Source organism: Chryseobacterium piperi (assembly GCF_002285635.2).
Taxonomy (GTDB): Bacteria; Bacteroidota; Bacteroidia; order Flavobacteriales; family Weeksellaceae; genus Chryseobacterium; species Chryseobacterium piperi.
The window spans coordinates 2,813,978-2,827,676 of record NZ_CP023049.2 but is presented as its reverse complement, the minus strand read 5'-3'; the positions used below and the strand labels follow the sequence as shown (position 1 = coordinate 2,827,676).

The following is a 13,699-nucleotide window of genomic DNA, read 5'->3' as shown; positions in this document are numbered from 1 at the left end:
TCTAGAGTTTTTTTGATTTAGATGTAAAAGTAAATAGAAGTTGAAGAACTGATACTTTGATGCAAATGACTTCCAGCATCCATCTTCCCTCTTCCAACCGAATAAAAAAACATTGTTAAACCATAAATACAAAACATTATGAAGATTATGAAAATAGCTGCTTTAAGTGCAGTACTAGCGGCGCAATTTGCTTTTGCGCAATTTAAACAGACTCCACTGTCTTATGCGTACAATGCTTTAGAAGGCTCTATTGATGCGCAGACAATGGAAATTCATTACACAAAACATGCAGCAGGATATGTCAGTAATTTGAATAAGGCTATTGCAGGAACTCCTCAGGAAAAAGAGACTTTATTCCAAATTCTTTCTAAAGTTTCTACCCTGAGTCCTACCATTAGAAATAATGCAGGTGGGCACTACAATCATGAGCTTTTCTGGACAATGTTGACGCCGGAAAAAAATACACAGCCTTCTGCAAAACTGTCAAAAGCTATTACTGGAACTTTCGGTAGCATGGATGCTTTTAAAGAAAAGATGAGCAAGGCAGGAGCAGATCGTTTCGGTTCCGGATGGGCATGGCTTTCTGTAGATAAGAACGGAAAATTATTTGTTTCTTCAACTCCGAATCAGGACAACCCTTTGATGGATGTAGTAGAAGAAAAAGGAACTCCGATTCTAGGAATTGATGTTTGGGAGCATGCTTATTATTTGAAGTATCAAAATAAGAGAGCTGACTATCTTACTGCTATCTGGAATGTATTGAACTGGAAAGAAGTAAGCAAAAGATATGAAAATGCTGTAAGCAAGAAATAATTCATGAATTTAATTTGCAGCATATTCCTTACTTTTTATATGGTGTTCAGGCCTCTGATCCCCATTATGGAGTATGTTGCAAATTATAATTATATCGTTGAGACTTTATGTATCAATAAAGATAAACCCGAGATTCACTGTAATGGTAAATGCTATCTGAGTAAAGAATTGGCCAAGACCAATGATACAGAATCTACTCCATTTTCTAAGGGGAAAAGTTCAGGACAGAAGGTTCTGGATATCTACATACTTCCCGAAATCACTGAGATAAAGAACACAAATACAAAATATCATACCCGTTTCAGTTTTATCTATGAAACAAATTATTCTTTTTTGTTTCTGAAACATATTTTCAGACCCCCGGTTTTTTAAGTTTTCTATAAATCTTGACCTGAAAAGAGGTAAGGCTTTAAATACATTTAAAGTTCTTATCGTGCTTTGTTATTCACTTTAGTTTTTTAAAGTGGTAAAAAACGATTGCTTTTGAGGCTCAAAAACTTGGATATACAGAAGTTCAGACTGAATTTCTGTGTCCCAATCTTTATTCAACTTAAAAAATCAACAATGAAAATTTTTAATTTTTTTATAATTGGAATATTTTTCACGGCTATTTCCTGTACTCTTGATAAGACGGATTACGAAGCTGAAATAAGCACAGTAGTTACGGAACATTATGATTTTAAAGAGGTAGTCGTTATTAATAGCGGGAATTATACAATAAGTATTGAAACATTAAACGGAACCTTTTATAAAGGCTATAACGAAATCCGTCTGAAAATTATCAATACCCAGACCAATGAAAAGGTAAGTTCATCGAAAGTGACCTTTTTGCCTGTCATGACTCATTCCGATGGCAGTAAAACATCAGGCCCTCACAAATATAACTTGGAATATAAACCTACGAGTCAATATTACTCGGGCTATTCTGTATTTACAAACGAAAGTAACACCATGTCCAGTTGGAAACTCTATATCAGTTTCACGGCTAACAATCAAACTTATAAGGTAAATAAAGATATTTCCGTACAAGTGCAAAGCAACAAAAATCTGAATATGACTGCATTTAAAGGGAATGACGGTGAACAATACTTTATTGCATTAGTGTCACCACAAAGACCAAAAGTTGCAGAAAATCAATTGGTGGCGGGAATCTACAAATATAATCAACCCACAGGACCAGCTGGAGCTTTTCCTGATCCTTCACAGTTTTCTTACGCTGAAGTAAGCGGTTATACCTTATTGCTGGATCCCAGAATGCCCGAACCTTCAATGGGAAACCATTCCTCACCTAATAATCAGGATCTGATACAAAAAAGTGACGGGTTGTATCATGGCGTTGTCAATTATACGATGACAGGAGGTTGGACTTTAAACTTTATCATGCAGAACCAAAACGGGAAAATTGTAAAGGGTACCAAAGTTTCAACTGATTTTACTCCTGGAGTTGAAGGGACAAAAAGTGAACTGTATATTGACATCCTATTCTAACCCATGAAAAAGATTGCAATAACATTGGCTTTTTGGGGAGTCTTGGGTAATGCTCAACACAGAAAGGTATCCAGAGAGAGTATTACGACGCTGGATGAATTAGAAGTGGGGAGTGTCAAAAAGGGGATAGAAACTAATATGAAACAAACCGTTTCAGTGGATGAGTTTCTTGCATCTTCCGATCAGATAAGTTTCATAAAACGGGGCGCTTATGCATGGGAACCACTTCTCAATAATATGGGTACAGAGCGTTCTACTGTTACCATTGATGGGATGCATATTTTCGGAGCATGTACAGATAAAATGGATCCCGTTACCTCGTATATGGAAAGTAATAACCTTTCTGCGATTGATATAAAATCCGGGCAAGCAGGCAGTTTGAATGGAGCAACCGTTGCCGGAAGTATTGATCTGAAAAGAAAGAATACTCCATTTGGTCTTCAGAAGAAATGGGGTGGGGCATATCAAACCGGTTTTGAGTTTAATAACAAACAGTTTTTCAATTTGGGTAATGTATCGTATTCAGGGAGCAAACTTGTGGCTGATGGAAGTATTTCTTTCCGAAAAGCAGGAAATTATTATGATGGGAATAACGATGAAGTACGTCACTCACAATATAATAAATTCAATACTTCATTAGGAGCAGCGTATAAAACAAGCCGATTATCATCTGTAAGGGTAGATGCTATTTTTGATATGGCGAAAAATGTTGGCTTTCCTGCATTGCCGATGGATTTATGGCTTTCCAGGGCAGTGATTACTTCAGCTTCCTATAAGCAGCTATTTGAAAATGGATTGGTAAAATCCTGGGATACAAAGATCTATTACAACGCTATTGAGCACTATATGGATGATACGGCACGTCCTGAAAATTTGGTTCATATGGATATGCCGGGCTGGAGTACAACTTATGGTTTGCTTTCTAAAATGAATTTGAAAAATGAGAAGTATTCTTCGGAAATCCAGCTTAATGTGTATAATAATTTATCTATAGCAGAAATGCGGATGTATCCCCAAGACCGAAGTAAGAGGACCATGTTTGCCTATAGCTGGCCTTGGGTTACTACTCGTTATGCCGGCCTTTCTATGAATAATTCATGGGATATTTCAGATCACAGCCGATTCAATTTCGGAGGATCCTTAGGTTTAAATTACAATAAGTCCAAATATGTGGAGTTCAATTGGATCTTTCATCCAGGAGCACCTCAGGAAAAAACGAGATTTCTGCCAAACCTTCATGCAGGATATCAATTGAATATTGATCATTTTAATTTTTCAATAGGAACGGGCTATGGTCATAGGGCACCTTCTGTTTCGGAAGGTTACGGATATTACATTTACAATAGCTTTGACCGGTACGATTATATAGGAAATCCTAATTTAAAAAATGAAATTTCATATGAAACCAACGCGAGTGCGGGTTTTAAAAATGAGAAGTTAGGAATTGAGGCAAAAGTAAATTATTTCTATATTCAAAATTATATCATTGGCAGAATTCTAAGTATGGGAAGTCCGATGAATTATCAGTCGGTGGGAGTGAAGGGATATACTTCATTGGATTACGCAACACTCTTCAACATGTCTCTGAATGCGGAGTACCATATTTTGCAAAATCTGCACTGGAAAGGAGTTGTTACCTATGCAAGGGGAACCGATGATAAAGGTGGAAATTTACCTTTCATTCGCCCGTTAAGTTATCAAACTTCCGTACATCTTACACATGGAGATTTTGGATTCCAGACTTCCGTGAATGGTGATTTTATGCAGATCAATTACAGTCCTGAATATGGAGAAGACCAGACAGCTGCCTATACCATATGGAATCTGTCCGCAGATTATACCTTCAAAATCAACAAATTTAAAACTGTTCTACAGATTGGTGCAGAAAATCTTTTAAACAAATACTACATCACTTATGCCGACTGGGGAAATATCCCCAGGATGGGGCGGAACATCTTTACGTCTTTAAAATTCAGTTTTTAATGCGATGATGAGGTGCTCTACTATTCAATACATTATTATAACAAACTAAAATTTAACTAAAATGAAAAATTTAAACAAATATTTATTATGGTCACTAGGATCTGTTTTTTCACTGTTCCTCTTTTCCTGTCAGGGGAGTGATCGTAATTCTGTTGCTAACAATGTGACGTTGGAATTCAATAATACATTCAAAAATACTCCTATTGTTCTTGGAGGTGCAGCTTCTGCTTCAGCAACAACAAACACTTCAGCAATGGGGCAGGTTCACCATTTTTCAGAACTGAAATATGTCATCAGTAATATTCGACTTATCAAAGCAGACGGAAATGAGGTTCCATATAAAGTAAACGATCTGGATAAAGGGGCAACAGTGATAGACCAATCAAAACCGGAAAGTCTGGCCTATATTCTCAATGATATACCTGTTGGGGGGTATAAGGCCATCAAATTTGGTTTAGGAATTAAGAAAGAGCTTAACACCTTAGACCAAGTGAGGTTTCCAGGATTCTATGCAAAGGCCGGCGCCAATGATACACAAATGATGTGGGAGTGGGGAGCTGGCTATCGCTTTACAAAACTCGAAGGCTTCTTTGATACTGATAACAAGCAGATGTCTATTCATACAGGAAGCACCATAAAAGGTACTGAAGGTAATTATACACAAGGCGTCGATGCATATAGAGATATTACACTTAGCCTTTCTACCAATGCAATCGTAGGAGATAAAGCTCCTAAAATTATCATTAAAGCAGATTTTGATAAACTGCTGAGCGGGAAGACGAATACGATTACACTGAAAACAGGAACCGGGATGGATGGAAATGCTACTCCTAATATTCATACGGCCGCTCAGATGGTCAAATTTGTGGATAATCTGGGCGGAAATGGAGCAAGCGATATTACCGGAATATTTTCGATCAGTAAAGTAGAAAACTAAATATATCTCCACATCAGCTGAAACTTAGGACTAAAGAAAAAGCTTTTTCAGGTTGGTATAAATAAATTCATTTAAAATGAAAAGAATATTAAGTATTTTATCGGTTGTCATACTGTTGATATCATGCAATAATGACTATTATGAACCGATTGCTTATGATAACCCCAACATCTCTTTGAATATTCCATCAGGTTTTCCCGAACTAAATAATTCGGTGAACTCAAACAGGCCTACAAAATATGGTGTTGAGTTGGGAGAGAAGCTATTCAACGAAAAAAGACTCAGTGCAGATAATACGGTTTCATGCTCCAGTTGCCATATTCAGGCTAATGCTTTTGCTGATACCAATGCACAAGCAATAGGTATTTTGGGGAGAAAAGGAATCCGGAATACACCTCCTATCCAAAACATGTTGTTTATGAAGTTTTATAACTGGGATGGGAATATACTCCAGCTTGAAAAACAACCATTGGTTCCTATTATCACGCATGAAGAAATGGGGTCATCTATTCTGGAAGTTATTGGTAAAATTAAAGGCGATTCCACATATAAAGATTTATTCAGAAAAGCATTTGGAGATGAAGTGATGACCCCCGAAAGGATATATAAAAGTATTGCTCAATATGAGTATACGCTTATTTCTGCCGATAGTAAATATGATCAGGTAAAACGGAATGAAGGGATTTCTTTCACAGAAAATGAAGCACAAGGATATCAGACTTTTCAGCAAAAATGTTCCAGCTGTCATAGTACTGCTTTATTTACAGATCAGAGCTTTAGAAATATTGGATTCCCATTGAATCCTGATACTAATGAAGCTGGGCGCGGCAGGGTTACAGGTCTTCCGGTAGATTATATGAGTTTCCGTGTTCCTTCTCTAAGAAATGTAGAATATACTGCTCCTTACGGAAGCTTCGGACAGTTCGCGACATTGAGAGCTGTTCTTGACTATTTGGATAATGGAGTTTTAGATGCCAATAACCTTGATCCGATCCTTAAGAGCAATGGAAACAGAATTCCCCTGACGGAGCAGGAAAAGGTTAATCTTATCTTATTTATGAAGACATTGAGTGACCGTAAGTTTGTAGGAAAGTAAATCCAATTTACCCATTGTAGAATTTAAAGGGTATATCAGCAAGCATCCTGTTACATTGTAACGGGATGTTTTGTTTTATCAGGTTGATTATCATTTTGTTAGATGGAGTATTGTTTCTTACGGGAATTTTCTATCTTTGCCGCAATCTGGTGAGCTGTAAAAGGCTCTTAAAAGGGAATCCGGTGTAAATCCGGAACAGACCCGCTGCTGTAAGCTCCAAACCAAAGTTTTTGAAGAATACATCCACTGTTTTTTTAATGGGAAGGATTTCAAAAATGGAGTAAGTCAGAAGACCTGCCGGAAATATTAAAGTTTGACGCTTTCGTGGAATAAAGCTTAGGACAACAACGATTTTGTACAGTATATTGCTGTGCTATACCGTTGCTGCTTTCTTATATCCATTAGCGTTACAATTATTCTCAGGGAGCTAATGGAATCAAAATATACTAATACAACCAGAAACATAATAATCACAATTCTTGTGCTGGTTACTCAATTGTATTTTTCTCAATCAAAAGATAGTATAAAGGAAAAAGCTATTCTTCCGGTTCATATTTATAAAAAAGATTTTAAAGAAATTCTGCCTGCACAAACGCTTTCCGGAGAGCAGTTGGAACGGCTTAACAGCCAGTCTGTTGCTGATGCACTGCGGTATTTTTCAGGAGTGCAGATCAAAGATTACGGAGGAATTGGTGGATTGAAAACAGTGAATATCCGAAGTATGGGAAGCCAGCATGTAGGCGTTTTTTATGATGGAATCCAGTTGGGAAATGCTCAAAATGGAGTCATTGACCTGGGAAAGTTTTCATTGGATGATATTGAGGAGATTTCATTGTATAACGGTCAGAAAAGTGAAATTTTCCAGCCTGCTAAGGACTTTGGGTCTTCGGGTTCTATTTACCTGCAGCCCAAAACTCCGGTCTTTTATGGAAAAAAGAAAACCAATCTTGTTCTCAGGATAAAAAACAGTTCTATAGATCTCTTTAATCCGTCTTTTCGCCTGGAGCAAAAAATTTCGAATAAAGTCTCTGCCAGTTTCAGTTCCGAATTTATACAAAGTGATGGGAGATATAAATATACGTATCAGAAAAAACATCCTGATGGTTCCATTGCCAACGATACTGTGGCCACAAGATATGATTCTTATATTACGGCAAAGCGTTTTGAAACCAGTTTGCAGGGTTTGTTGAATAACGGAAGCTGGAATATCCGGGGATATGGATATATTTCTGATCGTGGAATTCCTTCAGCTATCGTCAATAATGGTTTTGGACCAAAAGGGCAGAAGCTGTTGGATAAGAATTATTTTGTGCAGACCAGTTTTAGAAAGAGAATATTTCCAAAGCTGGAAACACAGATTAAAGCCAAATTTGCCTATGACTATACCAGGTATCTGGACACGGTAAATGTAGCAGAAACAGCTTTAAAGACAGATAATAAGTACATCCAGAGGGAAGTTTACCTGTCATCATCAAATATGTATTCCATTACATCCAATTGGGATGTGAGCGCGAATGTTGATTTTCAATATAATAACCTGGATTCGAATTTAAAACTGTTTTCTTTTCCTACGCGCTATACTTCGTTGGTTGCCTTTGCAACAACATACCAATGGAAACGGTTTAAATTTTTAGGAAGTGTATTAGGAACCTTTATTCAGGAGAAAGTAGAGCGTAATTCGAAATCCCCGGATAAAAGAGAATGGACTCCTTCAGCATTTTTAAGCTACCAGCCATTGGCTTCCAAAGATTTTATGATAAGGGCTTTTTATAAAAGGATCTTCAGGATGCCAACCTTTAATGATTTGTATTATACAATGATTGGAAATGTTTTTCTTAAACCGGAATTTACCAACCAATATGATTTGGGTTTTACTTATCAGAAATCTTTTAACCAACCTGTTTTAAAAAATATTTATGTAAAAGTAGACGGTTACTATAACAAGGTTGAAAATAAGATTATCGCCGTACCCACTACCAATCTTTTCAGATGGATGATGACGAACCTGGGGGATGTACAGATTATAGGTGCTGATGTCAACGTACAGGCACAACTGCAGCTAGGGCAGGTGCAATTAAAGCCTTTGGTAAGTTATACATACCAGAGTGCGCGGGATTTTACAGAAAAGGGGGAATCTTATTACGGGGATCAGATCCCTTATGTACCATGGCATTCAGGAACCTTTACGATGATGGCGGATTATAAGGATTGGAGTTTTAATTATAGTTTCATGTATACCGGGAAACGATATGATGCTCAACAAAACAATATTGAATACAATGCTGTTAGGCCCTGGTATACTCATGATCTATCCGTTCAGAGAACATTTTATTGGCGATCACATCAGCTGAAAGCAAGCCTGGAAGTCAATAATACTCTGAATCAACACTATGATGTGGTAAGAAACTATCCTATGCCTGGAAGAAATTTTAAACTTATTGTAAGCTATACATTATGAAAAAAATAAACTTTTACCTTCTTGCTTTTGTCTTATTTTTTCTGTTTTCATGCAGAACAGATGAGTACGTCCCGAAAGAAGAAACGGAAACCGGTATTGCACTGCCGGAAAATACTGCCATTAAAGGCTTTTATATTCTGAATGAAGGGAATATGGGAAGCAATAAATGCACCCTGGACTTTTTTGATTATACCACGGGAAGCTACCGGAGAAATATCTATGCTGAGATAAACCCGAATGTGGTAAAGGAGCTGGGAGATGTCGGCAATGATCTGCAAATCTATGGAAGCAAGCTGTATGTAGTTGTGAATGTATCCAATAAAATCGAAGTATTGGACGCTAAAACAGCTAAACGTATTAAAACGATTCAGTTACAGAATTGCAGGTATATTAAATTCAAAGGGGGAAAGGCTTATGCAAGCAGTTATGCCGGTCCTGTTGATATTAATCCCAATGCACCTAAAGGGAAAGTCGTAGAAATCGATACTACATCACTTTCCATACAAAGAGAGGTTACTGTAGGGTATCAGCCCGAAGAAATGGAGATCGTAGGAAACCAATTATTTGTTGCCAATTCCGGGGGATATATGGTTCCGAACTATGATAAGACTGTTTCTGTAATAGATCTTACCAACTTTACGGAGACGAAGAAAATCAATGTAGCGATCAATCTCCACCGTCTTAAAAAGGATAATTATGGAGACTTGTATGTCAGCTCCAGAGGAGATTACTACAATGTTCCGTCAAGCTTGTATTTGGTGGATGCTGCTACGGGAACCGTGAAAAAAGATTTTCATGTGGCAGTGAGTGAAATGACCATTGTTAATGACAAGCTGTACTATTATGGAAATGAGTTTAATTATAACACCCATTCTTACACCAAGACTTTCGGGATTATTGATGTAAAAACCGAACAGGTTATTTCCAATAAAATTATTGACCAGGAATATGTAGATGCTATTAAGGCTCCTTATGGTATTGCTGTAAATCCTATAACGGAAGACATTTACCTTACTGATGCCCGGAATTATGTATCCACAGGCTACGTCTATTGTTTCAATAAAAATGGACGCTTTAAGTGGAAAACTGAGGGCGGGAATATCCCGGCTCATTTTGCTTTTTTATATAAATAATTGAATTCATGATATGGAAAGAAGTAATTTAAAAATTTCACAAGCTGTACTTGTTCTTTTTCTTCTGATAGGAATAACAGGATGTAAAAGCGACAGAGATGAAGAAGTCCCATTTAAAGGGCTGGAAGAGTCATATACCATCAGTCGCTTTAAAGTATTAAATATTGCAGCGAATAGTTCCGGGAAAATGACCTGGAGTGTTAATGACTCTATTATCTCTGAAAGTTCGGAACTGGACTTTATCAGTCCTTATGCTAAAACCTATCCCCTGACTTTAAAGATTGACCAAAATGGAAAGGTGAAAACATACCAATCTAAAATTATAGTCGATAAAGAAGCCGGATCTTACAGTAAATACATATCCACGGTATTGGATTTTCGGCCGGCCGTAGGACAGTTTACCAATGAAATTCCGGAATATGAAGCTGGTAATACAGCAGCCAATATGCTACAAAAAGCAAGAGAATCTTTGATTGGCTCAAATCCTACAATGATAAGCTTAGGTGGTTTTGGAGGCTATGTGGTTTTTGGTTTTGATCATACGATTCCTAATATGAATGGAAGAGATTTTAAAATCCTTGGAAATGCATTTTGGGGAAATAATGCCAATGAGCCCCGATCAGGATCTTGTGAGCCGGGAATTATTATGGTGGCTTATGACCGGAATAAAAATGGAAAACCGGACGATAATGAATGGTATGAAATCGCTGGGAGCGAGTATTTTAAAAACACGACTGTTAAAAACTATACGATTACTTATTTCAAGCCTAATAAAAATAAAATTCCTGTTCCGGGAGCTGATCCTTGGCAGGCAGATATTGAATATATCAAATGGCAGGATAATCTTGGAAATACAGGATTTAAAACAAAAAATGCTTTTCATGATCATAGTTTCTTTCCTTTATGGATACCGGATACTTCTTATGCTTTTACGGGAACAAAAATTCAAAATAATTTCATTGACCAGAGTGGAACTGGATCTTACTGGATAGGAAAGTCCTACGATTTCGGATATGCTGATAATGCGCCTAACAATGATGATGCTTCCAATATTGATATTTCTTGGGCGGTTGACAGGAGTGGAAATTATGTAAAACTTCCGGGAGTAGATTTTATAAAAGTTTACACGGGGATTAATCAGGAAGCCGGCTGGCTAGGTGAGGTTTCTACGGAAGTCGCCGGAGCTTACGATCTGTACTTAAAATAAAATTCAACAATAAACGTATTAAATTATTTAGAAATGAAAAAGATCTATCTTTTAACCCTTCTCTTATTTTTTGCATTTTTCACCAATGCACAAATAACGGTTCAGGGAGTACCCCGAAATGATATTAAACAGGGTACGGTATTAAAAAACCAACTTAAAACTACAACAGCAGCAGTGACTGATTTTTCTGCTATCCAGTATTGGGTAGGAACAGGAACTAATAAAGCAGCTTTTGTGGTACAGTGGAATGATAGCAAAACCCCCGATGCCCTGGTTTGGGGATTCAGGTGGAACGGAACTGCTACCGGAGAAGATATGCTGAAAGCTATTGCGCAGGCAGATCACCGTTTTTTTTCCTTGCTTTACCAGGGAACTTCGTTCGGAACTGCTGTCGGAGGGCTTGGCTTTGACCTGAACGGTCAGGGTACAAATGCTCTTTATAAAAATGCAAATGCTACCTATCCTTTGTATCCTGTGAATGGTATTATCAATACGACAGCCTATGATTTTGACAGCTACACAGCTGCGGATGCTGCTAGTGACCACTGGCAATCAGGCTGGACAACCGGATACTGGTCTTATTGGGTAAAGAACCCTACAGATACTGATTTTGCATATTCGAGTTTAGGAGCCAGCAACCGTGTTTTGGAAAATGGTTCATGGGATGTTTGGAATTTTTCTCCGGGAATGGCAGATCATCCTATTTCAACAACATTAACACCAGTATCAGCTTATTCAGCACCGACTAGTTTTACCAACGGTTATTTTATGGTGAATGAAGAATGGTTTGGGCATACCAATGGTTCTGTGAATTTTATAAATAACAATGGACAGATTAACTATCGTGTATATAGTAACGCTAATAATAATCAGGCTTTTGGAGCAACAACACAGTATGGTACGATCTATGGGGATAAGTTTTATTTTATTTCAAAACAAGCTGCTGACGGCGGGGATACTCAATATACACCTGGAGGAAGACTTGTCGTAGCTAATGCTACAACGATGCAGAAAATTGCCGGATTTAACGCGATCGGCGGCGGAGACGGAAGATCCTTTCTTGGGGTTAATGAACATAAAGGATATATAGGAACTACTACCGGAATTTTCTTATTTGATATCGATAACTTACAAGTGGGAAGCTTGGTTGCAGGTACTAATGGAAAAGGACAGATCGGAAATATGATTCGCACTTCTCAGCATGTATATGCCGTAACACAGAATGGAGGAATTCTGGTTATTAATCCTAACACTAATGCGATAGTTCAGACAATTGCAGGGGCTTTCTATTCTATTGTACAGGCGAAAGACGGTAGCATTTGGGCAATTCAGCAGCAGAAATTGGTTAATATCGATCCTGCGACTTTTGCCACGACAGAATACGCGATTCCTACAACGAAATATATCGGTGACTGGGGAGCGTGGTATGCAGGAAGGCTTACCTACAGTACTCAGCAGAATGCTTTATATTGGATCAACTCTATAAGTTCATTTGCTTCGGGAACCAAGATTGTAAAATTTGATGCGACCTCTAAGACATTTAATGAAAACTTTGCAACATTACCGGGCCAGGATGGCACATATAAACAAATTCCTTACGGAGCTGCATTACGTGTGAACCCTGTAACTGATGAACTGATTCTAAACACAACAGAGAGCGGATATGGTGCTCATTACCAGAAAAACTGGATACACACTTTCAGTAACGCAGGAGCATTAACCAATACCAAGACATTAAATGACTATTATTGGTTCCCGGCAATAACAGTTTTCCCGGATAACAACGCTCCTGTTGTAAGTAATGCATTTCCTTCGCAGACTACAGTGAATAATACCACTACTATTGATCTAAAAACGGTAGTTTCCGATATGGATAATTTATCAGTAGCTATTGTTAAATCGGTAAAGTCTAATAGTAATTCTAGTATTGTTAAAGCAGTAATTAATGCGAATGATGTTTTGGTTTTAACGCCACAAGGTACAGGAACAGCTACTGTAGTGATCAGTTTCAATTCAAATGGAAAACTGGTAGAAAAATCACTTATCGTAAATGCAAGTATGGCTACTTTAGGAACTGCTGAGGTTAAAAAGCTTGAACTGGGAATCTATCCAAACCCAACTACTGATATCCTTAACATTAAAACTCAGGATAAAGTATTGAATACTACTATTTATGATATTTCCGGAAAATCGGTTAATGCTCAGTTAAACGGTGGACAATTGAATGTGAGTATGCTTCCTAAAGGAATGTACATTCTAAAAGTGGTTACGGATAAAGTAGTTTATCAACAGAAGTTTATTAAAAATTAATTTCTCCAATCATTTTTAATAATTAGATGCAGGCCTCTTCCATAACGGAAGGGGTTTGTTTTTTATAGTGTATAGGTCAATACTGAAGGATTGTAAACAACCAGGGTTTCGGAAAAGAGACTCAGTCGTTACATGGATTGTTTTTCACAATACAGACTGAATGTCTGTAAACTAATTCAGAAGAAAGATGGATCGCGATCTGTTAAAACAATAGACTTCCCGATGTGGTTTTTACAAATACCTACCCAAGATGAGGTATTACATTCAAGTATTC

Annotated in this window: 10 protein-coding genes and 1 riboswitch; all 10 genes read left to right on the top strand. The window is 37.5% G+C overall.

All coding sequences use genetic code 11. The features are described 5' to 3' along the window. Window positions 1-138 precede the first annotated feature (138 nt). The 10 genes from CJF12_RS12380 (at window position 139) to CJF12_RS12335 (ending at window position 13,425) form a co-directional block, all read left to right on the top strand. Window positions 139-813, top strand: coding sequence for a superoxide dismutase (locus tag CJF12_RS12380; RefSeq protein WP_034680323.1), 675 nt, complete (start codon window positions 139-141; stop codon window positions 811-813). Window positions 814-816: 3 nt separating this feature from the next. Beyond that, complete coding sequence (locus CJF12_RS12375; RefSeq protein WP_051887126.1) at window positions 817-1,185, top strand: hypothetical protein; 369 nt, start codon at window positions 817-819, stop codon at window positions 1,183-1,185. Window positions 1,186-1,377: 192 nt separating this feature from the next. Further along, window positions 1,378-2,301, top strand: coding sequence for a hypothetical protein (locus tag CJF12_RS12370; RefSeq protein ID WP_034680320.1), 924 nt, complete (start codon window positions 1,378-1,380; stop codon window positions 2,299-2,301). A 3-nt stretch (window positions 2,302-2,304) separates the two neighbouring features. Continuing rightward, the gene (locus CJF12_RS12365; RefSeq protein ID WP_034680316.1) at window positions 2,305-4,284 is read left to right on the top strand and encodes a TonB-dependent receptor plug domain-containing protein; all 1,980 of its coding nucleotides are present in this window, start codon (window positions 2,305-2,307) and stop codon (window positions 4,282-4,284) included. A 61-nt stretch (window positions 4,285-4,345) separates the two neighbouring features. Further along, entirely contained in the window at window positions 4,346-5,221 is an 876-nt protein-coding gene (locus CJF12_RS12360) for an MbnP family protein (protein WP_034680314.1), read from the top strand. 76 nt (window positions 5,222-5,297) lie between these two features. Further along, on the top strand, window positions 5,298-6,317 hold the full coding sequence (locus tag CJF12_RS12355; protein WP_034680310.1) for a cytochrome-c peroxidase: 1,020 nt from the start codon (window positions 5,298-5,300) through the stop codon (window positions 6,315-6,317). A 130-nt stretch (window positions 6,318-6,447) separates the two neighbouring features. After that, window positions 6,448-6,633: riboswitch (cobalamin riboswitch) on the top strand. Between the two features lie 114 nt (window positions 6,634-6,747). After that, the gene (locus tag CJF12_RS12350; protein WP_051887125.1) at window positions 6,748-8,775 is read left to right on the top strand and encodes a TonB-dependent receptor plug domain-containing protein; all 2,028 of its coding nucleotides are present in this window, start codon (window positions 6,748-6,750) and stop codon (window positions 8,773-8,775) included. Continuing rightward, window positions 8,772-9,908, top strand: a complete 1,137-nt coding sequence (locus CJF12_RS12345; RefSeq protein ID WP_034680307.1) for a YncE family protein — start codon at window positions 8,772-8,774, stop codon at window positions 9,906-9,908. Before CJF12_RS12350 ends, CJF12_RS12345 begins: the two co-directional genes overlap by 4 nt. Window positions 9,909-9,921: 13 nt before the next feature. Further along, on the top strand, window positions 9,922-11,115 hold the full coding sequence (locus CJF12_RS12340; protein WP_034680305.1) for a hypothetical protein: 1,194 nt from the start codon (window positions 9,922-9,924) through the stop codon (window positions 11,113-11,115). A 33-nt stretch (window positions 11,116-11,148) separates the two neighbouring features. Next, the gene (locus tag CJF12_RS12335) at window positions 11,149-13,425 is read left to right on the top strand and encodes a T9SS type A sorting domain-containing protein (protein ID WP_034680302.1); all 2,277 of its coding nucleotides are present in this window, start codon (window positions 11,149-11,151) and stop codon (window positions 13,423-13,425) included. The last annotated feature ends 274 nt before the right edge of the window (window positions 13,426-13,699 follow it).